The organism is Stenotrophomonas sp. CS3K5 (assembly GCF_059515225.1).
The window spans coordinates 74,595-100,925 of the sequence record NZ_JCAKRX010000006.1 but is presented as its reverse complement, the minus strand read 5'-3'; the positions used below and the strand labels follow the sequence as shown (position 1 = coordinate 100,925).

Sequence of the window (26,331 nt, the reverse complement as noted above, 5' to 3'; positions counted from 1 at the left end):
GGTAGTGCCGGCCGCTGGCCGGCAATCCCACGTGCGATCAACGCACGTTCGGCACTTCGTAGCCCAGCTTGCCGACCTGCTCGGGATGCTGCGGCACGCGCTTGAGCTTGTCGGTGTTCACGCCGTACTCGTCGCGCAGGCGCTCGGCCAGCTCCTTGTACAGCGCCTTGTCCATGTCCGGGGTGCGCGAGAAGATCCAGGCCATCTCACGGCCCGGGTAGCCGATCAGCGCCCAGGAATAGTCCGGCGCGACTTCCAGCACCCGCGAATGGGTCGGCACGACACGGTAGAACCAGGTGCGCCAGCCGTGGTTGCCGCTGTCCGGATCGACGCTGGCGCGGGCGCGCACTTCCTGCAGCGGTTCACCGAAGCCATCGCGGTAGCGGTAGGTGATGCCGACCTTGTGGGTGTCGCGCAGTTCGTATTCGTTGACGCTGGCCACATGGCCACGTTCGATGAAGTTGGGCACGCGGCCGATCACATACCAGGTGCCCATGAACCGCTTGAGGTCGATCGGCGCATCCAGGGCAGCCGCACCCGGGGTGCTGGTACGGGGCGACGGCGGCTCGCTGGCGGCCATGGCGGGTGCCGCCAGGGACAGGGCCAGCAACACGGCGCAGAACGGGCGGATCGAAGTCATGCGGGAGCGGGCTCGGATGGGCTTTGCCCGAGCATGGTCGACTGTGCGTGCGGGATCCGTCAATGGTGTCGCAACCTGTGAGAAGGGACATGCCCAAGCTGTGTTGCATTGTCTACCGGAGAAGGCTCATGACCGCACGTTCCGCTCGTCGCCCTGCAACTGAACGCGTCAGCCAGCGCGTCGACCCACGCCTGCTGCGCAGCGTTCAGCAGGTGGCCTTGGCCGGCGTGGCCCTGGTACTGGTCTGGCCGGCCGCGCGTGGCAGCAGCGACTGGCTCGGCTGGCTGCCGATGTGGCTGGTGGGCATGCCGCTGGTGGCGTGGTGGGCGCTGTTGCGCTTTCCATTGCCGCGCCCGGGGTGGCTGCGGCTGGCGCGGCGTACCGGTGGACAGGCGCGTCGCCCTGGCCGTGGCGCGGCTCGTGTCCGCCGTGGCTCGACGGCCACGGCCTGACCTTCGACACAGGGGATGCGGCGACGTTCCGTGCTAGCGTTCCACGGCTTATGACTGCCTGGAGCTGCAATGTCACGACTCGCTTCCGCCTGCCTGCTGGCCGGCATGATGACCGCTGCCTCGGTGGGAACCGCCGTGGCCGCTGAAGACACCGATCGCTACGCCTGGCTGGAGGACGTCACCGGCGACAAGCCGCTGTCCTGGGTCAAGGAGCAGAACGCCAAGTCCGAGGCGCGCCTGGCGCAGACCCCGGCCTTCAAGCAGATGGAGACCAGCATCCGCGAAGTGCTCGACTCCGACGCCAAGATTCCCGGCGTGCAGAAGATCGGCGATTACTACTACAACTTCTGGAAGGACCAGCAGCACGAGCGCGGCCTGTGGCGCCGCACCACGCTGGCCGAGTACCGCAAGGCCTCGCCGCAGTGGGAAACCGTGCTCGACCTGGACGCGCTGAACAAGGCCGAGGGTGAGAACTGGGTCTGGCACGGTGCCGACTGCCTGCGCCCGGACTACAGCCGCTGCCTGATCGCGCTGTCGCGCGGTGGTGCCGATGCCGACGTCACCCGCGAGTTCGATCTGGCCAACAAGACCTGGATCAAGGATGGCTTCTTCCGTCCGGAATCGAAGGGTGGCCTGAACTGGATCGATCGCGACACGGTGTTCGTCTACACCGACTTCGGTGCCGGCTCGATGACCACCTCCGGCTACCCGCGCATGGCCAAGCTGTGGAAGCGCGGCACGCCGATGGCCTCGGCCAGCGTGGTCTATGAAGGCAAGCCGGAAGACATGTACATCGCGGCGATGCACGATGACACCCCGGGCTTCGAGCGCAACCTTGTCAGCCGTACCCTGGCCTTCTACAACAACGAGCTCTACCTGCGCGGCGACGATGGCACGCTGACCAAGATCGACGCGCCGAACTCGGCCGAGAAGGGCCTGCACAAGCAGTGGCTGACCCTGGAACTGCGTGATCCGTGGACCGTCGGCGGCAAGACCTACGCGTCCGGCTCGCTGCTGGCGACCAGGCTGGACGACTTCCTGGCCGGCAAGCGCGACTTCGAGGTGCTGTTCACCCCGACCGCGACCACCTCGCTGGCCAGCGCCACCTGGACCAGGAGCCACCTGGTGCTGAACGTGCTGGACGACGTCAAGAACCGCTTGTCGGTGCTGACCCCTGGCGCCAATGGCTGGCAGACCAGCCGCTTCGTTGGCGCGCCGGCCTTCGGCACGCTGGGCGTGGCGGCGGTGGACAGCAATGACAGCGACGCGGTGTGGCTGACCGCCACCGATTACCTGACCCCGACCACGCTGGCGCTGGCCGAGATCGGCCAGGCACCGGAAACGCTGAAGACCATGCCGGCCTTCTTCGATGCCAAGGGCAAGGTGATCGAGCAGCACTTCGCCACCAGCAAGGATGGCACCCGCGTGCCGTACTTCGTGGTGCACGACAAGGCGATGAAGCTCGATGGTTCCAACCCGACCCTGCTGTACGGCTACGGCGGCTTCGAGATCTCGCTGACCCCGAGCTATTCCGGTGGCATGGGCCGCGCCTGGCTGGACAAGGGCGGCGTGTACGTGGTCGCCAACATCCGCGGCGGTGGCGAGTATGGCCCGCGCTGGCACCAGGCGGCGCTGAAGCAGAACCGCCACAAGGCCTATGAAGACATGGCCGCGGTGGCACGCGATCTGGTCAAGCGCAAGATCACCACCGCCAAGCACCTGGGCGTGCAGGGCGGCAGCAACGGTGGCCTGCTGACCGGCAACATGCTCACCCAGTACCCGGAACTGTTCGGTGCGGTGGTGGTGCAGGTGCCGCTGCTGGACATGAAGCGCTACAGCCACCTGCTGGCCGGCGCCTCGTGGATGGCCGAGTACGGCAATCCGGACACCAGCGACTGGAACTTCATCAAGACCTTCTCGCCGTACCACCTGTTCGATGCGAAGAAGAACTACCCGCCGGTGCTGTTCACCACCTCCACCCGCGATGACCGCGTGCACCCGGGCCATGCCCGCAAGATGGCGGCGAAGATGATCGACGCCGGCAAGGACGTGACCTACTACGAGAACATCGAAGGCGGTCACGGCGGTGCAGCCAACAACGCGCAGGCCGCACACATGTCGGCGCTGGCCTACAGCTTCCTGTGGGAACGCCTCGGCGGTAAGTAAGCAGAACGGAAAACGCCGCCCCAGGGCGGCGTTTTTCGTTGCCGGCGCTACCGGAAATGCTTCAACCCGCGCGCAATCCGCGCCACCGCCTCCTGCAACCGAGGCACTTCCTGCGTATACGCCAACCGCACATGCTGGTTCGCACGATGGAAGCCGAAATCCAGGCCCGGGGTGAACGCCACGTGCTCTGTTTCCAGGAAGTGCGCGCAGAATGCCTGCGCGTCGTCGGTGAAGGCGCTGACATCGGCGTAAAGATAGAACGCACCCTGCGGTTCCACCTCGATGCGGAATCCCAGCTCGCGCAACGCGGGCAGCAGGAAATCGCGGCGCTGCCGGAACGCTTCGCGGCGCTGTTCAAAGATCGCCATCGCTTCTTCGCTGAAACACGCCAGCGCCGCATGCTGGGCAATGCTCGATGCGCTGATGTACAGGTTCTGCGCCAGTTTCTCCAGGTCGGGCACGGCCGCCGGCGGTGCCACCAACCAACCCAGCCGCCAGCCGGTCATGCCGAAGTACTTGGAGAAGCTGTTCAGCACGAACGCGCTGTCATCCACCTGCAGCACGCTGGGCGCATCCAGTCCATAGGTCAGGCCGTGATAGATCTCGTCCACCACCAGGTGGCCGCCGCGCGCGTGCAGCGTCTGCGACAAGGTCGCCAGTTCGTCGGCCGACAGCACGGTGCCGGTCGGGTTGGCCGGCGAGGCCACCAGCGCGCCCACGCTGTCGGCGTTCCAGTGCTGTTCGATCAGCGACGGAGTGAGTTGATAGGCCGTCTCCGGCCCGACCGGCACCAGCTGCGCGCCGCCTTCGACCAGGCGCAGGAAGTGGCGGTTGCAGGGGTAGCCGGGGTCGGCCAGCAGCCAGTGGCGGCCGGGATCGACCAGCAGGCTGCTGGCCAGCAGCAGCGCGCCGGAGCCGCCGGGGGTGACCAGGATGCGTTCGGGGTCGATGTCCAGCCCGTAGTGGCTGCGATAGAAGCCGCTGATGGCCTGGCGCAGGGCCGGCAGCCCGCGTGCGGCGGTGTAGCGGGTATGGCCGGCGCCCAGTGCAGCCTGGCCGGCGCGCACGATGGGTTCGGCGGTGGTGAAGTCCGGTTCACCGATTTCCAGGTGGATCACATCGTGGCCGGCCTGTTCCAGCGCCTGCGCGCGGGCCAGCAGTGACATCACGTGGAACGGGGCGATTTCATGGCTGCGCCGGCTGTAGCCCGGCGTGTGGGGCAGGGTACTCATGCAGCCCATGGTACGCCGGTCGGCATGACCCATGACGATCCGCAGGGTTGCCGCTTGGCCGCGATTGGGGTCAGATCCCTCTTCGGGAAAAGGGATCTGACCCCGTCGAAGACCATTGCATTGATGCGCCTGGAGCCTTATTTCATGAAATCCCCCCTCTGCCTGTTGCTCGCGAGCCTGATGACCACGACCGCTACCGCCGCCACGCCGCCCGTTCCGCCGGATGCCGCCAAGCACCCGCATGTGGTCAAGGCGCCGTTCGGTGCGACCCGTAACGACGACTACTACTGGCTGCGCGACGACAAGCGCGAGAACAAGGACATGCTGGCCTACCTGCAGGCCGAGAATGCCTACGCCGACCAGCTGCTGGCGCCGCTCAAGCCGCTGGAGGACACGCTGTACAAGGAGATCGTCGGCCGCATCAAGCAGGACGATTCCAGCGTGCCGGCGCGCGAGCGCGGCTACTGGTACTACAGCCGCTTCGAGACCGGCCAGGACTACCCCATCCATGCGCGCCGCAAGGGCAGCATGGACGCGGCCGAAGAGATCCTGCTGGACGTCAACGCGATGGCCGCCGGCAAGGGCTATTTCAACGTCGGCTCGATGGAAGTCAGCCAGGACAACCAGCTGCTGGCCTGGGCCGATGATGACGTTGGCCGCCGCCAGTACACGATCCGCTTCAAGGACCTGCGCAGCGGCCAGGTGCTGCCCGATGTGATCACCGGCAGTTCCGGCGACCTGGTCTGGGCCGACGACAACCGCACCGTGCTGTACGTGGAAAACGACCCGGAAACGCTGCTGACCGTGCGCGTCAAGAAGCACGTGCTGGGCACCCCGGCCAGCGCTGACACCGTCGTCTACGAAGAGAAGGACGACAGCTTCTACATGGGCATCGGCCGCACCCGCGACGATCGCTTCATCACCATCGGCGTACACAGCACGGTGTCTTCGGAAGAGCGCTATGCGCCGGCCAGCGACCCGACCACGTTCACCGTGCTGGCGCCGCGCCAGCGCGATGTGGAGTACGACGCCGACCACTACGATGGCCGCTGGGTGATCCGTACCAACGACGGTGCGAAGAACTTCAAGCTGGTCACCGCACCGACCGACGCGACCTCGCGCGCGCAATGGAAGGACTGGATCGCGCACGACAATGCAGTGTTCATCGAAGGCTTCGAGCTGTTCGACAACTACACCGCCATCGCCGAACGTTCCGAAGGCCTGGAACGCATCCGCCTGCTGTTCAAGGACGGCCGCAGCGACTACGTGAAGGCCGATGAGCCGGCGTACTCGATGGGCCTGGGCGACAACACCGAGGCCGATACGCCGTGGCTGCGCTACGTCTATACCTCGATGACCACCCCGACCACGGTGTTCGAACTGAATACCGCCACCGGCGAGCGCCGCCAGCTGAAGGTGCAGCCGGTGATCGGCTATGACGCCAGCAAGTACGAAACCGACCGCGTCTGGATCACCGCGCGCGATGGCGTGAAGGTGCCGGTGTCGCTGGTCTACCGCAAGGGCTACCAGAAGGATGGCAAGGGCGCGCTGTTCCAGTACGCCTATGGCAGCTACGGCATGTCGATGGACCCGTATTTCAACCAGACTGCGGTGAGCCTGCTCGACCGCGGCGTGGTGTATGCCATCGCGCATATCCGCGGTGGCCAGGAAATGGGCCGTGACTGGTACGAGAACGGCAAGCTGCTGCACAAGCAGAACACCTTCAACGACTTCATCGACGTCACCCGTGGCCTGGTGGCGCAGGGCTGGGCGGCGAAGGACCGCGTCGCTGCGTCCGGCGGCAGCGCCGGTGGCCTGTTGATGGGCGCGGTGGCCAACCAGGCGCCGCAGGATTACCGGGTGATGGTGGCGCAGGTACCGTTCGTCGATGTGGTCACTACCATGCTCGACCCCACCATTCCGCTGACCACCAACGAGTACGACGAGTGGGGCAACCCGGAACAGAAGCCGTACTACGACTACATGCTGTCCTACTCGCCCTACGACAACGTAAAGAAGCAGGCCTACCCGGCACTGTTCGTGGGCACCGGCCTGTGGGATTCGCAGGTGCAGTACTGGGAGCCGGCCAAGTGGGTGGCCAAGCTGCGTGACGACAACACCGGCCATTACCCGATCCTGTTCCGCACCAACATGGAAGCCGGTCACGGCGGCAAGTCCGGGCGCTTCCAGCGCTACCGCGAGTTGTCCGAGTCGTATGCGTTCGTGCTGCAGCAGCTGGGCATCGCCCAGCCGTGATGGCGACAGGGTGCCGGGCATTGCCTGGCACCCTGAACCGGTATCCTTGCGGCCATGAGCCCACCTGATCCCGTCACCCGCGATGCCGCCACGCCGCCGCGCGTGGTGCGTTTCCGCTGGGCCTGGTGGCTGCTGGCCTACGTCAGCCTGGGCACCGGCATCGTCGGCATCTTCGTGCCGGGCCTTCCCACCACCGTATTCATCCTGATCTCGGCCTGGGCCGCCTCGCGTGGTTCCGAACGACTGCACAACTGGCTGCTGCAGCATCCGCGCTTCGGCCCGGCCATCGCCAACTGGCAGGCGCATGGCGCGGTCAGCCGCTACGGCAAGTGGATGGCCACGATCACCATGGCCGTGTGCGCCGGCATCATGCTGTGGTGCGTGCCGATTGCCTGGGTGAAGTGGTTCTCGATCAGCAGCATGACGGTGGTGGCGATCTGGCTGTGGACCCGGCCGCTGCCGCCGCCGGAGCGGTAGTGCCGGCCGCTGGCCGGCAACCCGATCCCCTGCACCAACCGCTCAGCCACCAATGGCTATACTCGGGGCATGAAGATCCCCCATCGAAATGTCCTCCTGATTCCGCTGGCAGCGGCCTCGCTGCTGTTCCTTGCCGCCTGCGGCAACAAGGGTCCGCTGGTACTGCCGCAGAAGCCGGTGCCGGTGGAAGAAGCCGTTGAACCGGCGGCCGAGCCCGCCACCGAGGCGCCCCCGGCGCAGACCGAAGGCACCAGCACCCCGGCTACGACCGCGGAGCCGGCACCGCAACCGACGCCGGCGCCGGCGAAGAAGGCGGGCGGCGGGAATGAGTAAGAGCGGTTCCACGGCCCTGCGCTTCAGCAAGATGCACGGCGCAGGCAATGATTTCGTAGTGATCGACCTGCGCGACGGCACCCCGCCGCCGACGCCGGAACTGGCCGCGCGCCTGGCCGACCGCCATACCGGTGTGGGCTGCGACCAGATCCTGACCATTGAAGCGCCGCGCGCGGAGGGCTCGGTCGCCTCCTACCGCATCTGGAATGCCGATGGCTCCAATTCCGAACAGTGCGGCAACGGCGCGCGCTGCATCGCCGCCTGGCTGGTGCGCGAGGGCAGTGCACAGGGCGATGCCTTCGTCATCGACAGTCCGCTGGCCAGCCATGAAGTGAAGGTGCTGGGCGGGGGGCAGTTCGCGGTGACCATGGGTGTGCCCGCGTTCGAGCCGGCCAATGTGCCGTTGATGGGCTTCGCCCATGCGCGCGAGGAATACCTGCTGCCGCTGCAGGGCGAGAGCGTGCGCTTCGCCGCGGTGTCGATGGGCAACCCGCATGCGGTGATCGAGGTGGGCCTGATCGACGCTGCACCGGTCGAGCGCGTCGGAGCGCTGCTGCAGCAGCATGCGTCGTTCCCGCGCTCGGTGAATGTGGGCTTCGCCCAGGTGATGGGCCCGGAACATGCGCGCCTGCGCGTGTTCGAGCGCGGTGTCGGCGAAACTCTGGCCTGTGGCAGTGGCGCCTGCGCCGCTGCGGTGACCCTGATGCAGCGCGGCCGCTTGCAGCGCGATGCACGCATCAGCCTGCCCGGTGGCGACCTGCGCATCCAGTGGCCGGGCGATGGGCAGCCGGTGGTGATGGCCGGCCCGACCGCATTCGTCTTCGAAGGGGAGTGGATCGCATGACCGAAACCGTCGACAAGCTCGGTGCCCACGAAGTCGCTGCCTGGTTGCGGCGTCATCCGGGGTTCCTCAAGCAGTTCCCGGACCTGGCATTGACCCTGGTGGTGCCACGCGATGACGGCCCGACCGCGTCGCTGGCCAGCTACCAGCTGGAAGTGCTGCGCGAGAAGAACCGCGAGCTGGCACGACGGTTGGCCGACCTGGGCGCGACCGCCCAGGTCAACGAGCGGCTGGCGGTGCGCACGCATCAGCTGACCCTGGCGCTGATGAAGCAGGACAACGCCGCCGACACCCTGCGCGCGATGGCCGCCTCGCTGCAGGAAGACTTTGCCGGTGACCTGGTGCGGCTGGTGGTGCACGCGCCGGTGGCCGGGCTGGAACAGGCCGATTGGCTGCAGGTGATTGCCGCCGATGATCCGCAGCTGGCGCCTTTCCGCGATTGCCTGAAGGACGGTGAGCCGATCTGCGGCCGCCTGCAGGCGGAAAAGAACACGGTGCTGTACGGCGCGCGCAGCGAGGAAGTGCAGACCACCGCACTGCTGCCGCTGCCGGGCGTCGGCCTGATCGCGGTCGGCAGCCACGACCCGAACCGCTTCTATCCGGGCATGGGCACCTTGTTCCTGCGCATGATGGGCGACGCCCTGGCCACTGGCCTGAAGCGCTTCGCGGGCTGAGCAGGACCCGACGGCGATGAGCGCGGTACAGGCCTTCCTGCAGCACCTGCAGGTGGAACGGCGGATGTCGGTACATACGCTCGACGCCTACCGCCGCGACCTGGAGGCGCTGTCGCTGTGGGCCGAGCCGCGTGGTGTGGCGGTGGAGGCACTGGACGCCGACGCGTTGCGCCAGTTCGTGGCCGATGAGCACCGGCGCGGTCTGTCGGCCAAGAGCCTTCAACGCCGTTTGTCGGCCTGCCGAAGCTTCTATGCGTGGCTGCTCAAGCATGGCCGCATCGAAGTGAGTCCGGCCGCGACGCTGAAGGCACCGCGCGCACCGCGCCGTTTGCCGCAGGTGCTCGATGCCGACGAAGCCGTGCAGCTGGTCGAGCTGGAACCGGAAGGTGAGCTCGGCCGCCGTGACCGCGCGCTGCTGGAGCTGTTCTATTCCTCCGGCCTGCGCCTGAGCGAAGTCTGCGCGCTGACCTGGCGCGACCTGGATTTCGCCAGTGGCCTGGTCAACGTGATGGGCAAGGGCAACCGCCAGCGCCGCGTACCGTTCGGGCGGCCGGCACGCGAAGCGCTGCAGGCGTGGCGTGCGGAAAGCGGTGGTGGTCCGGCCTCGCCGGTGTTCCCCGGCCGCAACGGGCCGATCAGCCAGCGCGCGGTGCAGATCCGCATCCGCCAGCTGGCGCAGCGCCAGGGCCTGTTCAAGCACGTACACCCGCACATGCTGCGGCACAGTTTTGCCAGCCATATCCTGGAATCGTCCGGTGATCTGCGCGGCGTGCAGGAGCTGCTCGGCCACGCCGACATCGCCACCACCCAGATCTATACCCATCTCGATTTCCAGCACCTGGCCAAGGTCTACGACGCCGCGCACCCGCGCGCCAAGCGCCGCAGAAGCAACGAGGGCAGCGGAGAAAGCTGAACGTTGCCCCTGCGGCAGCCGGTCGCAGGTGGCTTGAAGGGCGCAGGGCAGTCCCCACCTCTGGTTCTGTCACCCCGGAGGCATCATGGACCCCAGTCAGAACCCCAACGTTTTCCACGCCACCACCATCGTCTGCGTCCGTCGCGGCGAGCACGTGGCCATTGCCGGCGACGGCCAGGTCACGCTGGGCCACACCGTGATGAAGGGCAATGCGCGCAAGGTGCGCCGCCTTGGCCGTGACGGCCAGGTGCTGGCCGGCTTTGCCGGTGCCGCCGCCGATGCCTTCACCCTGTTCGAGCTGTTCGAGGCCAAGCTGGAGAAGCACGGCCAGCTGCAGCGCGCCGCGGTCGAACTGGCCAAGGATTGGCGCACCGAGCGCCGCTTGGGCAAGCTCGAAGCCCTGTTGGCGGTAGCCGACAAGGAAACCTCGCTGATCATCAGCGGCACCGGCGATGTGATCGAGCCGGAGGACGGCATCATCGCCATCGGTTCCGGTGGTTCGTATGCCCTGTCGGCCGCCCGCGCGCTGATGGCGCACACCGAACTGGATGCACGCACCATCGCCAGCGAAGCGATCGGCATCGCCGGCGACATCTGCATCTACACCAACCGCAACGTGGTGGTCGAGGAGCTGTAACGCCTCCCGATCCGCCGGGCATGTCCCGGCGCTACCGACAACGAATCCGTGAGCACATCCATGTCGAAGATCGAAGTTTCCTCCGCCACCATGACCCCGCGCGAGATCGTGCAGGAGCTGGACCGGCACATCGTCGGCCAGCACGACGCCAAGCGCGCGGTGGCCATCGCCCTGCGCAACCGCTGGCGCCGCATGCAGCTGCCGGCCGAACTGCGCAATGAAGTGATGCCGAAGAACATCCTGATGATCGGCCCCACCGGCGTCGGCAAGACCGAGATCGCGCGGCGCCTGGCCACGCTGGCCAACGCGCCGTTCGTGAAGGTCGAAGCTACGCGCTTCACCGAAGTCGGCTACGTCGGCAAGGACGTCGAGCAGATCATCCGCGACCTGGCTGATACCGCAGTGAAGCTCTATCGCGAACAGGCCAAGGTGCGCGTGCGTACCCAGGCCGAAGAGCGCGCCGAAGACCGCATCCTCGATGCGCTGCTGCCGCGCCGCAGCGGCGGCATCGGTTTCGATCCGGAAGTGGCGCGCAACGAGCCGTCGGCGCAGGACAACGAGACCCGCATCAAGTTCCGCAAGATGCTGCGCAATGGCGAACTGGACGAGCGCGAGATCGAGCTCGACCTGGCCGCGAACGTGAGCATGGACATCATGACCCCGCCGGGCATGGAGGAAATGGGGCAGCAGCTTAAGTCGATGTTCGCCAACCTCGGTGGCGGCGCCAAGGCGCACAAGCGCACGCTGACCATCAGGGCCGCACGCCCGCTGCTGGTGGAAGAAGAGGCCGGCAAGCTGGTCAACGAGGACGACATTCGCACTGCGGCGATCGAAGCCTGCGAGCAGCACGGCATCGTGTTCATCGACGAGATCGACAAGGTCGCCAAGCGTGGTGACAACGTGGGTGGTGGCGATGTGTCGCGCGAAGGCGTGCAGCGCGACCTGCTGCCGCTGGTGGAAGGTTCCAACGTGTCGACCAAGTACGGCACGATCAAGACCGACCACATCCTGTTCATCGCCTCTGGTGCGTTCCACCTGGCCAAGCCCAGCGACCTGATTCCGGAACTGCAGGGTCGTTTCCCGATCCGCGTGGAGCTGGGCGCGTTGAGCAAGGGCGACTTCGTGCGCATCCTGACCGAACCGAAGGCCGCGCTCACCAAGCAGTACGAAGCGCTGCTGGCCACCGAAGGCGTCAAGGTCAGCTTCACCGCCGATGCCATCGAGCGCCTGGCCGAGATCGCCTTCCAGGTGAACGAGCGCCAGGAAAACATCGGTGCGCGCCGCCTGCACACCGTGCTGGAGCGCCTGCTGGATTCGCTCAGCTATGAGGCGCCGGACCGCGATGGCGAAACCCTGGCGATCGACAGCGCCTACGTCGACGCGCACCTGGGTGAGCTGGTACAGGACCCGGACCTGAGCCGCTACATCCTGTAATGCAGAAGGCCGCCGAAAGGCGGCCTTCTTGTTTGAGGGGTCGGATCCCTCGCCCTGGCGAGGGCCCTGACCCCGGTGCCCTCACGCTTCCGGCAGTGGCTCGGGCACCGTGCCCGGCACGAACACGCCGTCCTTCACGTAGGCGGCCAGAGTCATGTCCAGCGCGAGCATGCCGTCGCGCTTGAGGTCCATCAGGTCCGGCTCGACCATCGCGCCGTGCAGCACGCCCAGGATCGTCGCGTGCAGCATGCGCGCAGCGATCTTCGGGTCGGCACCGTCGCGCAGCTGGCCCAGGTCGCCTGCGCGGCGCAGGGCGCGCTCCATCCGCTCCAGCGCATCGCGGAACCCCGCCTGCTGCAGTTCGGTCAGCACCTTGGTATCGGCCGAGGCATCGCTTCGCAGCATGATTTCCATGGTCTTGCGCAGGCGCTCATCCTCGGACAGCTCGATGAACGAGTGGATCATCACCGCGCGCAGGTCATGCACCGGCGTGTCGCGCTGGTCGCTGGCGGTGCGCTCCAGTTCCTGCATGAAAGGCAGGTGCACGCGCTCGACGATCGCGGCCAGCACCTCGCCCTTGTTCTTGAAGTGCCAGTAGACCGCGCCGCGGGTATAGCCGGCGCGGGCACCGATCATCTCCAGCGTGGTACGGGCCACGCCGTGTTCATGGAAGCAGGCTTCGGCGGCGTCAAGGATGCCTTCCCGGGTTGCCTGGGTGTCCTCTTTGGTCTTACGGGCCATGGGTGGGTACGAGTGCGGGTGAAACGTGGCTGAATTGTACCGGTTTACAAACAAACACGCATGTATGTATATTTCCGTCCCATCATTCCCGCCGTGTGCGTGGCAGGCCGTTGCCGGCTGCTGCTCCCCGCCGGTGAGCGTTGCCTGCTGGCGCTTTCGGCCCGTATCAGCGCGTTTTGAGATTCCTTCCCCTGAGAGCCTTTCCGTCATGTTGCTGAGCCGAATCCGACCCATCGCGCTGTCGCTGGCCATCGCCGCGGCCGTGGCTGCCTGCGGCGGCCAACCCCAGGCCCCCGAGCAGGGCCCGGGCGACGTCACCGTGGTCACGCTGAAGTCCGAGACCGTGGGCCTGACCCGCGAACTGCCGGGCCGCACCAACGCCTTCCTGGTCGCCGAAGTGCGCCCGCAGGTCAACGGTATCGTCGCCAAGCGCCTGTTCACCGAAGGCGGCATGGTCAAGGCCGGCGAGCCGCTGTACCAGATCGAGGACGCCAGCTACCGCGCTCAGGCCAACAGCGCCCGTGCCCAGCTGGCCCGCGCCGAAGCCACCGCCAATGCCGCCCGCCTGAGCGCCAAGCGCATCACCGAGCTGGCCAAGGTCGATGCGGTCAGCCAGCAGGATCTGGAAAACGCCGTGGCTGCGCAGAAGCAGGCCGAGGCCGACGTCGGCGCCGCCAAGGCCTCGCTGGATGCGGCCAACGTCACCCTCGGCTACGCCCGCATCACCGCGCCGATCAGCGGCCGCATCGGCAAGTCCAGCGTCACCCAGGGTGCGCTGGTCAGCGCAGGCCAGGCCACGGCACTGGCCACCGTGCAGCAGCTGGACCCGATCTATGTCGACCTGACCCAGTCCTCGGCCGAGCTGCTGCAGCTGCGCCGTGAACTGGCCGCCGGTCGCCTGCAGGACAACCAGACGCTGCCGGTCAGCATCCTGATGGAAGATGGCAGCACCTTCGAGCACAAGGGCTCGCTGGAGTTCTCCGAAGTCAGCGTCGATCCAGCCACCGGCAGCTTCGCGCTGCGCGTGAAGGTGGACAACCCGGACGGCCTGCTGATGCCGGGCATGTACGTTCGTGCGGTGATCGGCGGCGGCGTGCGCAGCGACGCCGTGCTGGTACCGATGCAGGGCATCGCGCGCGATCCGAAGGGCGACACCACCGCGATGGTGGTCGGCAAGGACAACAAGGTCGAAGTGCGCCCGGTCAAGGTCAGCCGCACGGTCGGCGACAAGTGGCTGGTCGAGGACGGCCTGAAGGCCGGCGACAAGGTCATCGTCGAAGGCCTGCAGAAGATCGGCCCTGGCATGCCGGTCAAGGCCACCGAGAAGGGCACAGCACCGGCCAAGCCGGCTGCCGCCGCCCAGCCTGCCGCCCCGGCCGGCGACGCGAAGTAAGCGGAGAACCCCATGGCACGCTTTTTCATCGATCGACCCATCTTCGCGTGGGTCATCGCCATCATCATCATGCTCGCCGGCGGCCTGGCCCTGTTCAAGCTGCCGGTCTCGATGTACCCCAACGTCGCGCCGCCGGCGGTGGAAATCAGCGCCACCTACCCGGGTGCATCGGCCAAGGTGGTCGAGGACTCGGTGACGCAGATCATCGAGCAGAACATGAAGGGCCTTGATGGCCTGATCTACTTCTCCTCCAACAGCTCGTCCAACGGCCAGGCCACCATTACCCTGACCTTCGAGAGCGGCACCAACCCGGACATCGCCCAGGTGCAGGTGCAGAACAAGCTGCAGCTGGCCATGCCGCTGCTGCCGCAGGAAGTGCAGCGGCAGGGCATCAACGTGGCCAAGTCCAGCTCGGGCTTCCTGAACGTCATCGCGTTCGTGTCCGAGGACGGCAGCATGGACGCCAACGACATCGCCGACTATGTCGGTTCCAATGTCGTTGATCGTCTGAGCCGCGTGCCGGGCGTGGGCAACATCCAGGTGTTCGGTGGCAAGTACGCCATGCGTATCTGGCTGGACCCGAACAAGCTGCACACCTACGGGCTGTCGGTTGCGGAAGTGACCGCAGCGGTGAAGGCCCAGAACGCGCAGGTGGCGATCGGTCAGCTCGGCGGTGCGCCGTCGGTGAAGGGCCAGCAGCTCAACGCCACCATCAACGCGCAGTCGCGCCTGCAGACCCCCGAACAGTTCCGCAACATCATCGTGCGCGGTGCGCAGGACGGTGCCGAGTTGCGCCTGGGTGACGTGGCCCGCGTCGAGCTGGGTGCCGAATCCTACGACTTCGTCACCCGCTACAACGGCCAGCCGGCCAGCGGCCTGGCAGTCACTCTGGCCACCGGCGCCAACGCGCTGGATACCGCCGCCGGCGTGGACGCCGCGCTGGAAGACATGAAGAGCTTCTTCCCGGCCGGGCTGAAAGCGGAGATTCCATACGACACCACGCCGTTCGTGCGCGTGTCGATCAAGGGCGTGGTGCAGACCCTGATCGAAGCGATCGTGCTGGTGTTCGTGGTGATGTACCTGTTCCTGCAGAACTTCCGCGCCACCCTGATCCCGACCATCGCCGTACCGGTGGTGCTGCTGGGTACCTTCGGCGTGCTGGCCATGCTCGGCTTCTCGGTGAACATGCTGACCATGTTCGCGATGGTGCTGGCCATCGGTCTGCTGGTGGACGATGCCATCGTGGTGGTGGAGAACGTCGAGCGCATCATGTCCGAGGAAGGACTGTCGCCGCTGGAGGCCACCCGCAAGTCGATGGGCCAGATCACCGGCGCGCTGGTGGGCATCGGCCTGGTACTGTCGGCGGTGTTCGTGCCGATGGCCTTCATGAGCGGCTCCACCGGCGTGATCTACCGGCAGTTCTCGGCCACGATCGTCTCGGCGATGGCGTTGTCGGTGCTGGTGGCGATCGTGCTGACCCCGGCGCTGTGTGCGACCATGCTCAAGCCGCTGAAGAAGGGCGAGCACCACGTCGCCCACCGTGGCCTGGCCGGTCGCTTCTTCAACGGCTTCAACCGCGGCTTTGACCGCACCAGCGAAAGCTACCAGCGCGGCGTGCGCGGCATCATCCACCGTCCGTGGCGGTTCATGGGCATCGTGGCGGCGCTGTTCGTGCTGATGGGCGTGCTGTTCGTGCGCCTGCCCAGCTCGTTCCTGCCCAACGAAGACCAGGGCGTGCTGATGGCGCTGGTGCAGGCACCGGTCGGTGCCACCCAGGAACGCACGCTCGAGTCGATCCAGGCACTGGAAAACCACTTCCTGCAGAACGAAAAGGATGCGGTGGATTCGGTGTTCTCGGTGCAGGGCTTCAGCTTCGCCGGCATGGGCCAGAACGCGGGTATGGCCTTCGTCAAGCTCAAGGACTGGAGCGAGCGTGACGCCGACAACGGCGTGATGCCGATCACCGGTCGCGCGATGGCGGCGCTGGGCCAGATCAAGGATGCCTTCATCTTCGCCTTCCCGCCGCCGGCCATTCCGGAGCTGGGTACCGCTTCGGGTTACACCTTCTTCCTGAAGGACAACAGTGGCCAGGGGCACGAGGCGCTGGTGGCTGCGCGCAACCAGCTGCTCGGCCTCGCCGCCGGCAGCAAGAAGCTGGCCAACGTGCGCCCGAACGGCCAGGAAGACACGCCGCAGTTCCGTATCGATATCGATGCGGCCAAGGCGACCTCGCTGGGGCTGTCGATCGACCAGATCAACGGCACCCTGGCCGCCGCGTGGGGCAGCTCGTACATCGATGACTTCGTCGATCGCGGCCGCGTCAAGCGCGTGTTCGTGCAGGCCGACCAGCCGTTCCGCATGGTGCCGGAGGACTTCGATCTCTGGTCGGTGAAGAACGACAAGGGCGAGATGGTGCCGTTCAGTGCGTTCGCCAGCAAGCGCTGGGACTACGGTTCGCCGCGCCTGGAACGCTACAACGGTGTGTCGGCGATGGAAATCCAGGGCGAACCGGCCCCGGGTGTCGCCTCCGGTGATGCCATGGCCGAGATCGAACAGCTGGCCAAGCAGCTGCCGGCAGGCTTCGGCATCGAGTGGACGGCGATGTCCTACCAGGAACGCCAGGCCGGCTCGCAGACGCCGCTGCTGTACACGCTGTCGCTGATGATCGTGTTCCTGTGCCTGGCCGCGATGTACGAAAGCTGGAGCGTGCCGACCGCGGTGCTGCTGGCCGCTCCGCTGGGTATTCTCGGCGCGGTGCTGGCCAACACCTTCAAGGGCCTGGAACGCGACATCTACTTCCAGGTGGCCATGCTGACCACGGTGGGCCTGACCAGCAAGAACGCGATCCTGATCGTCGAGTTCGCCAAGGAAAACCTGGAGAAGGGCGCTGGCCTGATCGAATCGATCATGCATGCCGTGCGCGACCGCCTGCGTCCGATCGTGATGACCTCGCTGGCCTTCGGCATGGGCGTGGTTCCGCTGGCGATCTCCACCGGTGCCGGCTCCGGTGCCAAGCAGGCGATCGGCACCGGCGTGCTCGGCGGCATGATCGTCGGCACCGTGCTCGGCGTGTTCTTCGTGCCGCTGTTCTTCGTGGTGGTGCAGCGCGTGTTCAAGCGCAAATCCACGACGTAATCGAAACGGTCGCGCCGGCCCCGGGCTGGCGTTATCGAAACGGTAGTGCCGGCCGCTGGCCGGCATCACCTCCTGCCTTCCGGCAGTACCGATGGAAGTCATTCCCATGAAAAGTGCATCCCTGTTCCTTTCCATCACCGCCGCGCTTGCGCTGGCCGGCTGCTCCACCCTGGTGCCGAAAGACACCGCCGTCGCCCCGGCGATTCCGGCGCAGTGGCCGGCTGTAGCTGCGCAGGGCCAGGTGGCCGATGTCGCCACCGTCGGCTGGCGCGACTTCTTCACCGATGCGCGCCTGCAGCAGGTGATCGACCAGTCGCTGCAGAACAATCGCGATCTGCGCGTGGCCGTGCTCAATGTCGAGCGCGCGCGTGGCCAGTACCGCGTGCAGCGCGCCGACCGTGTGCCCGGCGTGGCAGTGACCGGCCAGATGCAGCGGCAGGGCACCGACGCCGGGGTCACCGAGCAGTTCAGCGCCGGTGTCGGCGTGGCCGAGTTCGAGCTGGACCTGTTCGGTCGCGTGCGCAACCTCAGCGAGGCCGCTCTGCAGCAGTATTTCGCCGTGGCCGCCAACCGCCGCAACGCGCAGCTGAGCCTGGTGGCCGAGACCGCCACCGCGTGGCTGACCTACGGGGCCGACGCGCAGCAGCTGAAGATCGCCGAGGCCACGCTGAAGACCTACGAGGACTCGCTGCGCCTGGCCGAAGCCCGCCACGAACGCGGTGGCAGTTCAGCGCTGGAGCTGACCCAGACCCGCACGCTGGTGGAAACCGCGCGCACGGATGCCGCGCGCCTGCGCGGGCAACTGGCCCAGGACCGCAATGCGCTGGCCCTGCTGGCCGGTGGCCAGCTCGACCCGGCGCTGCTGCCCGACAACATCGAGCCGCAACTGCTGGCGTTGGCACCGCCGCCGGCTGGCCTGCCCAGCGACGTGCTGCTGCAGCGCCCGGACATCATGGCCGCCGAACACCAGCTGCTGGCGGCCAACGCCAACATCGGTGCGGCGCGCGCGGCGTTCTTCCCGAGCATCTCGCTGACCGGCAGCATCGGCAGCGGCTCCAATGAACTGTCCAACCTGTTCGACAGCGGCACGCGCGTGTGGAGTTTCCTGCCGAAGATCACGTTGCCGATCTTCCAGGGCGGCAAGCTGCGCGCCAACCTGGCCATCGCCAACGCCGATCGTGATATCGCGCTGGCACAGTATGAGAAGGCGATCCAGGTCGGTTTCCGCGAGACCGCCGATGCACTCGCGTTGAACGTCAGCCTGGACGAGCAGGTGGGGGCCCAGGCGCGTCTGGTCGACGCGGCCGAGCAGGCCAACCGTCTGTCGCAGGCGCGTTACGACGCCGGCCTGGACAGCTTCGTGACCCTGCTCGATGCACGGCGTACCGCCTACAGCGCGCAGCAGACGCAGCTGCAGGCGAAGCTGGCGCAGCAGGCCAACCGCATCACCCTGTACAAGGTGCTGGGCGGCGGCTGGCACGAACGCGGGTAGTGCCGGCCGCTGGCTGGCAACGCGTTGGATCATCGGAGATCGCGCATCTGCCGGCCAGCGGCCGATACTACCGGCTGGTAGGTTTACACCGCTTCATCATCGCGCGGGGCCGCCCGGCAGGCGCGCACGCGATCCAGTGCGTCGCCGGCTTCGCGCGCCATGCGCTCGTACTCGGCGCGGATCTCCTCCAGCCGCTCCTCGTCCATCTCTTCCAGGTCCAGCAGCTCGTTGTTGGCTTCGGCAGTGGCCCGGATCAGCTCGTCCAGCTTGATCTGCATCGCCGCGGTATCTGCGTTCTGCGTGTGCTGGATCAGGAACACCATCAGGAAGGTGATGATGGTGGTGCCGGTATTGATCACCAGCTGCCAGGTGTCGTTGAAGTGGAACAGCGGGCCGGTCACGCCCCACACCACCACGATCGCCACCGCCGCCAGGAAGGTCCATGGCGAACCGGTGGCGCTTGCCGCCTTCTTGGCGATCGTGTTGAACAGGTTCCTTGCTTTCATCGCCGTCGTCCCACTCAGGTGACGAGGATGATCGGCAGTGCCTCGTGCAGACGCCGTGCAGTCCCGGGTGAGACTCAGGCGCGCAGGCGCGGGGCGTCCTGCAGGCGCACGCGGCTGGTCTGGTACACATGCTGCCAGCAGCGGTCGACGAACTCGCGTGCCTGGGCTTCGCTCAGCCGCGGCATGATCTGCAGCGCGTACTGGGTCTGGAACATCTCATCGCGCTGGGCATTGCTGGCGCGCGGTTGGGTAATCAGCGAATCGCAGGCGAACTTGATCCACGGCACGTAGGAACCGAACGAGTTGTGCGGCAGCGCGCCGTCGGCATGCTGGCGGCGCCAGTGGTCAAGTTCGGCGTCGACATTGATGACCGGGGGAATGGCGGGGACTTCAGCGTGCATGACGATCCAATCGGTTGAGGTGGATGGGAGTGGGGGGTGATCGCAGTGTGGCGTAGGCACCGGTGCATGCCGCGTCAGCGCGGCGTGCAGCCGGTGTTGCCATCGATCAGCTGGGCCTGCGGCACTGCGCCGAGCTCCTGGGCCATGTCGGCCATCGCGTTGCACAGCCGCACGTGATCGCGCGGGTGATCGCGGGTGACTTCCTCCTGCATGCCCTGGAACGCGCTCCAGAAGGCGGCGCTGCTGCGATACAGGACGAACTGCTGCATCAATCGTTCGCGGATGCCGGCCAGGGCCGGCTCGGGCAGGGGACAGACGGCGTGCGCGCACATGGGCTGGCTCCGCCGGGACAGGGGGCCCCGGTCACCTCACCGTAGGCGTCCCCGCTGGGCGGCATGTTAGCGGTGCGTGTGCAACGCCTGCAGATGACTGTGCGCTGGTGCACATCACCGGGCGAAGACGCTGCCGGCACAAGGCTGTGCCGGCGCTGAAGGGTTCATTAAGCGGATTCAACAGCACACTGCGCGGTGCTCATTCGCCGATGTCTTCGTTCCAGATCTCCGGATGCTGCGCAATGAAACCACCGAGCAGATCGACACATTCCTGGCTGTCCAGGTCGATCACGTTGACACCGTTGCCACGCAGCCAGTCGATGCCGCCCTGGAAGGTGCGCGATTCGCCCACCACCACGGTGCCGATGTTGAACTGGCGCACCAGGCCCGAGCAGTACCAGCACGGCGCCAGCGTGGTGACCATGATGGTGTCCTGGTAGCGGCGCTGGCGGCCGGCCTTGCGGAAGGCATCGGTTTCGCCGTGCACCGATGGGTCGCCTTCCTGCACGCGGCGGTTGTGGCCGCAGCCGAGCAGGCGGCCGTCGTTGTGGTACAGCGCCGCGCCGATAGGCACGCCGCCTTCGGCCAGGCCCTGGCGGGCTTCGGCAATGGCGGTCTGCAGCAGGGCCTGGTAGTCGGGCGTGGTGATCATGCGGGGCTCCGGTAAGTCGTGGCTGGCCATGATACGGGCAGGGGGTGCCGCTGGCTCCCGGCGGTGCGATAATCGGTCCATGAGCGAATCCCCCTACAAAGCCGGTACCACCCATTTCGGGTTCCGCGACGTCGCCGCCAAGGACAAGCAGAAGCTGGTCGGGCAGGTGTTCACCTCGGTCGCGCGCAACTACGACCTGATGAACGACCTGATGAGCCTGGGCGTGCACCGGGCGTGGAAGCGCTATTACGTGGCCACCGCGCAGGTGAAGCCGGGCGACCGCGTGCTCGACCTGGCCGGCGGCACCGGTGACATCGCCGCGCTGCTGAAGGAGCGCGTCGGCGCCGAGGGCTCGGTGGTGCTGGGCGACATCAACGCCGGCATGCTGTCGGTCGGCCGCGACCGCCTGACCAACCGCGGCCTGGTGCTCGGCCTGGACTACGTGCAGTGCAATGCCGAAGCCCTGCCGTTCCCGGACAACAGCTTCGATCTGGTCACCATCGCCTTCGGCCTGCGCAACGTGACCGACAAGGACGCCGGCCTGCGCGAGATGTACCGCGTGCTGAAGGTGGGCGGCCAGGCCCGCGTGCTGGAGTTCTCCGAGGTCACTGCCGACTGGTTCAAGCCGATCTACGACTTCCACTCGTTCAGGATCCTGCCGAAGCTGGGCAAGCTGTTTGCCAACGATTCGGACAGCTACCAGTACCTGGCCGAGAGCATCCGCAAGCACCCGCCGCAGGACGAACTGAAGGCGATGATGGGGCAGGCCGGGTTCGAGCGCTGCCACTACAAGAACCTGACCGGCGGCATCGTCTCGATCCACTCCGGCTACAAGCTGTAAGCCTTGCCGGGCGACGGGGTTGCCGGCCAGCGGCCGGCACCACCGGCGCTGTGCCCGCCATTACCCCGCACCGCGCAACGCCTGCGGGGCCGGACGGAGGTACCATTGGGGTTTGATCCCCGTAACGGTCCCGATTCATGCGTAATCCGCTGATCCTCCTTCCGCTGGCCGTGGCCCTGGCCGCCGGCTGCTCCCAGGAGGCGGCCGCGCCCGCCGCCGCTCCGACTGCCGAAAAGGCCCCTGCCGCCCCCGTGAACGCCGAGAACCGCAGCCACGACGAGAGCTCGTACGCCGAGCCGGACAAGGTCGTCATCAAGGACATCGCGCTGGATCTGAAGCTGGACTTCGACCAGAAGCAGATCGGCGGCACCGCCACCTACACCCTGGAATGGAAGCAGAAGGACGCCAAGCAGCTGGTGCTCGACACCCGCGAGCTGACCGTGTCCAAGGTCGAGGCCGTCGCCGCCGATGGCGCGCGCAGCCCGCTGAAGTTCGAGCTGGCCCCGGTCGACAAGGTGTTCGGCAGCAAGCTGACCATCGAGGCCCCGGAACAGCCGGCCAAGGTGGAAGTGAGCTACCACACCGCGCCGACCGCCTCGGGCCTGCAGTGGCTGGCGCCGTCGATGACCGAGGGCAAGAAGCTGCCCTTCATGTTCAGCCAGTCGCAGGCCATCCACGCCCGTTCGTGGGTGCCGCTGCAGGACACCCCGAGCGTGCGCTTCACCTACAGCGCGCACGTGGTCTCGCGCCCGGACGTGATGGTGCTGATGAGCGCCGACAACGATCCCAAGGCCGCGCGTGACGGTGACTACACCTTCAAGATGCCGCAGCCGATTCCGTCGTACCTGCTGGCCATCGCCGCCGGTGACCTGGTGTTCGAGCCGATCTCCGGCCGTTCCGGCGTCTGGGCCGAGCCGACCATGGTCAACAAGGCGGCCAAGGAATTCGAAGACACCGAAAAGATGATCGGTGCTGCCGAGAAGCTGTACGGCGAATATCGCTGGGGCCGCTACGACATGCTGGTGCTGCCGCCGTCGTTCCCGTTCGGCGGCATGGAAAACCCGCGCCTGACCTTCGCCACCCCGACCGTGATCGTCGGCGACAAGTCGCTGGTTTCGCTGGTCGCCCACGAACTGGCGCACAGCTGGTCGGGCAACCTGGTGACCAACGCCAGCTGGAAGGACATCTGGTTGAACGAAGGCTTCACCACCTACGTCCAGGGCCGCATCACCGAAGCCCTGTACGGCAAGGAGATGGCCGAGATGGAAAAGCAGATCGATCAGACCGATCTGCTGGCCGAAGTGAAGGACATGAGCCCGGCCGACCAGGCGCTGGCGCTGCCGCCGCTGAACGAGCGCGACCCCGACGAAGCCCTCAGCCAGGTCGCCTACGTCAAGGGTTCGTGGTTCCTGGAGTTCCTGGAACAGCGCTTCGGCCGCGAGACCTTCGACCCGTTCCTGCGTGGCTGGTTCGATGACCATGCCTTCCAGAGCGCGAACACCGACCAGTTCGTCGACTACATGAAGAAGAACCTGCTGCCGAAGAATCCGTCGGCAGTGACCGAGGCCGAGCTGAAGGCATGGCTGGACGAGCCGGGCATTCCGGCCTTCGCCACCAAGGCGCAGTCGCGCAACTTCAGCAGCGTCGATACCGCGCGCATCGCCTTTGCCAGCGCCGGCACCGTGCCGAGCAGCCAGGTCATCGCCGACTGGAGCACGCAGGAATGGGTGCGCTTCATCGACGGCCTGGGCGCCACCCAGCCGCTGGACAAGCTGGCCACGCTGGACAAGGCCTTCCACTTCACCGGCACCCCGAATGGCGAGATCGCCATGCGCTGGTACCCGCTGGCGATCCGCAGCGGCTACGAGCAGGCCAATGAAGGCGCGGCTGCATTCATCGAGCGCGTCGGCCGTCGCAAGCTGATCATGCCGATCTACGCCGAACTGGTGAAGACCCCGAAGGGTCTGGAGCTGGCCAAGCAGGCCTTCGAAAAGGCCAAGCCTGGCTACCACCCGATCACCACCGCCTCGGTGCAGGACATGCTGGCCAAGGCTGAAGCCAAGTAAACGGTAGTGCCGGCCGCTGGCCGGCAACCTGGCATTGCTTCACCATCAGCGGCGGGGAAACCCGCCGTTGCTGTATCCGCTTTTCGCTGCCGATAGAATCGGGATGCACCCGTAAAGGACTCCCCGATGAAACGACTGATCCTGCTCACCGCCTGTACCCTGGCCCTGGCCGCCTGCAGCAACCCCGAGGAAGAGCGCAAGGCGCAGGAAGCCGCCGCTGCCGCCGCCCAGGCGCAGAAGGAAGCCAAGGCCGAGGACGTCGCCAAGCAGTACGACGCAGCCGTGGCCGCGCAGGACTGGGAGCGTGCGCGCCTGCATGGCGCCTCGTTGCTGGACCAGTACAAGGACACCGCCGCCGCCGAGCGCATCGCCGCCGGTTTCGATGACGTAAAGGCCAAGGGTGATGCTGCGCGCGACCTGCGCCGCATGCAGGGGCTGTGGCAGTACAACCAGATTCCGGTGGGCAACAAGGGCCACCAGATCTCGGCGCAGATTTTCAGCAAGGAACGCGTGGATGTGGATGGCAGCGGTGCCAAACCGGTGCAGCTGGTGTTCCGCGACCATCCGGAGTGGAAGCGGCACGCCTACCTGGTGCTGCAGGCCGGCGATTTCCGCTGCCCACAGTGCACGGTGAAGGTGACCGTGGACGATGGCAAGCCGGTGTCGATGGCGGCCTGGCGCCCGAAGACCGATGAAGCCATCGCGCTGTTCATCACCGACCAGAAAGCGCTGTGGAAGCTGGCGCGCAAGGGCAAGTCGATCAGCATCGAATTCCCGGTCAAGGCCGGTGGTACCCGCACGGCGGTGTTCGAGACCGGTGGCGTCGACGCCAGTCGCATGCCGCAGTGGTGGCAGTAATGGCGGCGGCGGGCGGCGCAGTGCACGCGTTGTCCGCGATCCGCCACTGGGTGTTCGACATGGACGGCACGCTTACCATCGCCGTGCATGATTTCGCCGCGATCCGCCGCGCGCTGCAGATCGCCGCCGAGGAAGACATCCTCGACCATATCGCGGCGTTGCCGGACGCACCGGCGCAGGCCAAGCGCGCGTGGCTGCTGGATCATGAGCGCGCGCTGGCCGAGGATGCGCTGCCGGCGCCGGGCGCGGTGAAGCTGCTGCGCGCGCTGGCGGCCGCGGGCTGCCGACTGGGCATCCTCACCCGCAACGACCACGCGCTGGCGAAACTGACGCTGGAGGCAATCGGGGTGGGCGCGCTGTTCGACGACGCCGACATCATCGGCCGCGACGAAGCGGTGCCCAAGCCGTCACCGGATGGCCTGCAGCAGCACCTGCGGCGCTGGGGCGTGGCAGCGGCGGAGGCGGTGATGGTGGGTGACCACGCCTACGATCTGGAATGCGGCCGCGCGGCGGGCACGCATACCGTGCTGGTCAACCTGCCGGAGAACCCGTGGCCGGGCAGCGCCGATTGGCATTTCGCCGATTGCCGCGCGCTGCAGGCGGCGTGGCAGGCCGCATGACCGTGTAGAGCCGAGCCCACGCTCGGCTGCTCTGCGGTCAGATCGCGCCGGCGCGTGCCAGCCGAGCGCGGGCTCGGCTCTACAGAGCGCAGGCAACGTGCCAGTCGAAGGTTCCGGTAGTGCCGGCCGCTGGCCGGCAGTGTCGACCCAGGTCGACACCTACCAACAGCATTCCCCGCAGCGCATCGGGTGGAAAGCCCCCTTGTTGTTCAAGGGGGCGCGCCGAAGGCGCGGGGACAAGGTGGAATGCGCGGGCAGTTCGGCTTAGGCGCCCAGCGCGTAACCGAACTGCTGCTTGAACTGCTCGTTGAACTCATCAAAGGTGAAGCGCTGGTTCTGGGTGCCCGGGTGCTCGACCTTCAGTGCGCCCATCAGGTTGCCCATGCGGCCGATGGTCAGCCAGTCGTAGCCCTTCTGGATGCCGTAGATCAGGCCGGCGCGGAAGGCGTCGCCACAACCGGTCGGGTCGACCACGCGGCGCTCGTGCGCCGGCGGGATGTCGTAGCTCTTTTCCGGGGTGTGGATGACCGCGCCCTTCGGGCCGCGGGTGGTGATGTAGGCCTTCACCCGGCTGACGATTTCCTGTTCGTCCCAGCCGGTGCGCTCCTGCAGCAGGTTCGACTCGTAGTCGTTGACCACCACGTAGTCGGCCTGTTCGATGAAGGCGCGCAGCTCCGGGCCGTTGAACAGCGGCATGGCCTGGCCCGGGTCGAAGATGAACGGAATACCGTCCTCGTGGAATTCCAGCGCGTTCTGGATCATGCCCTCGCGGCCGTCCGGGCCGACCAGGCCCAGGGTCACGCCCGGCACGCCGCGCACGTGGTTTTCGTAGGAACGCATCATCGCGCCCGGGTGGAAGGCGGTGATCTGGTTGTTGTCGTGGTCGGTGGTGATGAACGCCTGCGGGGTGAACAGCTCATCGATCACCCGCACGCGCGACAGGTCGATGCCCAGGCCTTCGAAGTACTCGCGATACGGGCCGAAGTCCGAACCCACGGTGCCCATCGGGATCGGCTGGCCGCCCAGCAGGTGCAGGTTGTAGGCGATGTTGCCGGCGCAGCCGCCGAACTCGCGGCGCATGCGCGGGACCAGGAAGGACACGTTCAGGATGTGCACCTTGTCCGGCAGGATGTGATTCTTGAACTGGTCCGGGAACACCATGATGGTGTCGAAGGCAAGAGAACCACAGATCAGAGCGGACATCGATGTAAGCCTATGCGGTGAATTTTGGGGTGGGCC

25 protein-coding genes are annotated in these 26,331 nt (G+C 66.7%); 17 read left to right on the top strand and 8 right to left on the bottom strand.

The features are described from left to right. Positions 1 to 37: 37 nt before the first annotated feature. Positions 38 to 640, bottom strand: coding sequence for a lipocalin family protein (locus tag AC5YGJ_RS10800; RefSeq protein ID WP_249842801.1), 603 nt, complete (start codon positions 638 to 640; stop codon positions 38 to 40). Positions 641 to 768: 128 nt separating this feature from the next. On the opposite strand from AC5YGJ_RS10800, the gene AC5YGJ_RS10795 reads away from it, so the two are divergent. Both AC5YGJ_RS10795 and AC5YGJ_RS10790 read left to right on the top strand, forming a co-directional pair. Continuing rightward, positions 769 to 1,092 carry a hypothetical protein gene (locus tag AC5YGJ_RS10795; protein ID WP_249842802.1) on the top strand — a complete coding sequence of 108 codons (324 nt, stop codon included), beginning with the start codon at positions 769 to 771 and terminating at the stop codon, positions 1,090 to 1,092. A 69-nt stretch (positions 1,093 to 1,161) separates the two neighbouring features. After that, complete coding sequence (locus AC5YGJ_RS10790; RefSeq protein ID WP_496186531.1) at positions 1,162 to 3,258, top strand: prolyl oligopeptidase family serine peptidase; 2,097 nt, start codon at positions 1,162 to 1,164, stop codon at positions 3,256 to 3,258. Between the two features lie 47 nt (positions 3,259 to 3,305). On the opposite strand, the gene AC5YGJ_RS10785 is transcribed toward AC5YGJ_RS10790, so the two are convergent. Next, complete coding sequence (locus AC5YGJ_RS10785; RefSeq protein ID WP_496186530.1) at positions 3,306 to 4,490, bottom strand: pyridoxal phosphate-dependent aminotransferase; 1,185 nt, start codon at positions 4,488 to 4,490, stop codon at positions 3,306 to 3,308. Between the two features lie 144 nt (positions 4,491 to 4,634). On the opposite strand from AC5YGJ_RS10785, the gene AC5YGJ_RS10780 reads away from it, so the two are divergent. The 8 genes from AC5YGJ_RS10780 (at position 4,635) to hslU (ending at position 12,055) form a co-directional block, all read left to right on the top strand. Further along, positions 4,635 to 6,746: a S9 family peptidase gene (locus AC5YGJ_RS10780; RefSeq protein ID WP_309340025.1), complete on the top strand. Its 2,112-nt coding sequence runs from the start codon at positions 4,635 to 4,637 to the stop codon at positions 6,744 to 6,746. Between the two features lie 54 nt (positions 6,747 to 6,800). Further along, on the top strand, positions 6,801 to 7,223 hold the full coding sequence (locus AC5YGJ_RS10775) for a YbaN family protein (RefSeq protein ID WP_249842806.1): 423 nt from the start codon (positions 6,801 to 6,803) through the stop codon (positions 7,221 to 7,223). 69 nt (positions 7,224 to 7,292) lie between these two features. Further along, the gene (lptM, locus tag AC5YGJ_RS10770; protein WP_249842807.1) at positions 7,293 to 7,556 is read left to right on the top strand and encodes an LPS translocon maturation chaperone LptM; all 264 of its coding nucleotides are present in this window, start codon (positions 7,293 to 7,295) and stop codon (positions 7,554 to 7,556) included. Then, a complete protein-coding gene (dapF, locus tag AC5YGJ_RS10765) occupies positions 7,549 to 8,400 on the top strand; it encodes a diaminopimelate epimerase (protein WP_249842808.1) in 852 nt (283 codons plus the stop codon). Before lptM ends, dapF begins: the two co-directional genes overlap by 8 nt. Further along, entirely contained in the window at positions 8,397 to 9,071 is a 675-nt protein-coding gene (locus AC5YGJ_RS10760) for a DUF484 family protein (RefSeq protein ID WP_496186529.1), read from the top strand. The genes dapF and AC5YGJ_RS10760 overlap by 4 nt, the downstream gene beginning before the upstream one ends. Positions 9,072 to 9,087: 16 nt before the next feature. After that, positions 9,088 to 9,984, top strand: a complete 897-nt coding sequence (gene xerC / locus AC5YGJ_RS10755; protein WP_496186528.1) for a tyrosine recombinase XerC — start codon at positions 9,088 to 9,090, stop codon at positions 9,982 to 9,984. An 85-nt stretch (positions 9,985 to 10,069) separates the two neighbouring features. Further along, positions 10,070 to 10,621, top strand: coding sequence for an ATP-dependent protease subunit HslV (hslV, locus tag AC5YGJ_RS10750; RefSeq protein ID WP_005411093.1), 552 nt, complete (start codon positions 10,070 to 10,072; stop codon positions 10,619 to 10,621). 60 nt (positions 10,622 to 10,681) lie between these two features. Continuing rightward, on the top strand, positions 10,682 to 12,055 hold the full coding sequence (gene hslU, locus AC5YGJ_RS10745; protein ID WP_249842811.1) for an ATP-dependent protease ATPase subunit HslU: 1,374 nt from the start codon (positions 10,682 to 10,684) through the stop codon (positions 12,053 to 12,055). 81 nt (positions 12,056 to 12,136) lie between these two features. Here the strand turns inward: hslU and smeT are convergent, their stop codons facing one another. Then, on the bottom strand, positions 12,137 to 12,796 hold the full coding sequence (gene smeT, locus AC5YGJ_RS10740) for an efflux transporter SmeDEF transcriptional repressor SmeT (protein ID WP_295572127.1): 660 nt from the start codon (positions 12,794 to 12,796) through the stop codon (positions 12,137 to 12,139). Positions 12,797 to 13,004: 208 nt separating this feature from the next. On the opposite strand from smeT, the gene smeD reads away from it, so the two are divergent. The 3 genes from smeD (at position 13,005) to smeF (ending at position 18,816) form a co-directional block, all read left to right on the top strand. Beyond that, the gene (gene smeD, locus AC5YGJ_RS10735) at positions 13,005 to 14,189 is read left to right on the top strand and encodes a multidrug efflux RND transporter periplasmic adaptor subunit SmeD (protein ID WP_249842813.1); all 1,185 of its coding nucleotides are present in this window, start codon (positions 13,005 to 13,007) and stop codon (positions 14,187 to 14,189) included. A 12-nt stretch (positions 14,190 to 14,201) separates the two neighbouring features. After that, positions 14,202 to 17,324 carry a multidrug efflux RND transporter permease subunit SmeE gene (smeE, locus tag AC5YGJ_RS10730; protein ID WP_496186527.1) on the top strand — a complete coding sequence of 1,041 codons (3,123 nt, stop codon included), beginning with the start codon at positions 14,202 to 14,204 and terminating at the stop codon, positions 17,322 to 17,324. Positions 17,325 to 17,415: 91 nt separating this feature from the next. Next, a complete protein-coding gene (gene smeF / locus AC5YGJ_RS10725) occupies positions 17,416 to 18,816 on the top strand; it encodes a multidrug efflux RND transporter outer membrane subunit SmeF (RefSeq protein ID WP_496186526.1) in 1,401 nt (466 codons plus the stop codon). 83 nt (positions 18,817 to 18,899) lie between these two features. Here smeF and AC5YGJ_RS10720 read toward each other — a convergent pair whose 3' ends face one another. The 4 genes from AC5YGJ_RS10720 to AC5YGJ_RS10705 all read right to left on the bottom strand — a co-directional run bounded on the left by AC5YGJ_RS10720 (position 18,900) and on the right by AC5YGJ_RS10705 (position 20,707). Beyond that, positions 18,900 to 19,322 carry a low affinity iron permease family protein gene (locus tag AC5YGJ_RS10720; protein ID WP_496186525.1) on the bottom strand — a complete coding sequence of 141 codons (423 nt, stop codon included), beginning with the start codon at positions 19,320 to 19,322 and terminating at the stop codon, positions 18,900 to 18,902. A 74-nt stretch (positions 19,323 to 19,396) separates the two neighbouring features. Continuing rightward, entirely contained in the window at positions 19,397 to 19,723 is a 327-nt protein-coding gene (locus AC5YGJ_RS10715) for a hypothetical protein (protein WP_107231972.1), read from the bottom strand. 74 nt (positions 19,724 to 19,797) lie between these two features. Further along, a complete protein-coding gene (locus AC5YGJ_RS10710) occupies positions 19,798 to 20,055 on the bottom strand; it encodes a hypothetical protein (protein ID WP_475288867.1) in 258 nt (85 codons plus the stop codon). Between the two features lie 199 nt (positions 20,056 to 20,254). Then, entirely contained in the window at positions 20,255 to 20,707 is a 453-nt protein-coding gene (locus tag AC5YGJ_RS10705; RefSeq protein ID WP_107231974.1) for a nucleoside deaminase, read from the bottom strand. Positions 20,708 to 20,786: 79 nt separating this feature from the next. Here AC5YGJ_RS10705 and ubiE point away from each other — a divergent pair, with 79 nt between their 5' ends. The 4 genes from ubiE to AC5YGJ_RS10685 all read left to right on the top strand — a co-directional run bounded on the left by ubiE (position 20,787) and on the right by AC5YGJ_RS10685 (position 25,092). Next, positions 20,787 to 21,548: a bifunctional demethylmenaquinone methyltransferase/2-methoxy-6-polyprenyl-1,4-benzoquinol methylase UbiE gene (gene ubiE / locus AC5YGJ_RS10700; RefSeq protein ID WP_006471026.1), complete on the top strand. Its 762-nt coding sequence runs from the start codon at positions 20,787 to 20,789 to the stop codon at positions 21,546 to 21,548. A 137-nt stretch (positions 21,549 to 21,685) separates the two neighbouring features. Then, positions 21,686 to 23,614, top strand: coding sequence for a M1 family metallopeptidase (locus tag AC5YGJ_RS10695; protein ID WP_496186524.1), 1,929 nt, complete (start codon positions 21,686 to 21,688; stop codon positions 23,612 to 23,614). A gap of 126 nt (positions 23,615 to 23,740) precedes the next feature. Further along, positions 23,741 to 24,472, top strand: a complete 732-nt coding sequence (locus tag AC5YGJ_RS10690) for a hypothetical protein (protein ID WP_496186523.1) — start codon at positions 23,741 to 23,743, stop codon at positions 24,470 to 24,472. Beyond that, the gene (locus AC5YGJ_RS10685) at positions 24,472 to 25,092 is read left to right on the top strand and encodes an HAD family hydrolase (protein WP_496186522.1); all 621 of its coding nucleotides are present in this window, start codon (positions 24,472 to 24,474) and stop codon (positions 25,090 to 25,092) included. The genes AC5YGJ_RS10690 and AC5YGJ_RS10685 overlap by 1 nt, the downstream gene beginning before the upstream one ends. A 264-nt stretch (positions 25,093 to 25,356) precedes the next feature. On the opposite strand, the gene AC5YGJ_RS10680 is transcribed toward AC5YGJ_RS10685, so the two are convergent. Continuing rightward, the gene (locus AC5YGJ_RS10680; RefSeq protein WP_249842820.1) at positions 25,357 to 26,295 is read right to left on the bottom strand and encodes a carbohydrate kinase family protein; all 939 of its coding nucleotides are present in this window, start codon (positions 26,293 to 26,295) and stop codon (positions 25,357 to 25,359) included. Positions 26,296 to 26,331: the final 36 nt, after the last annotated feature.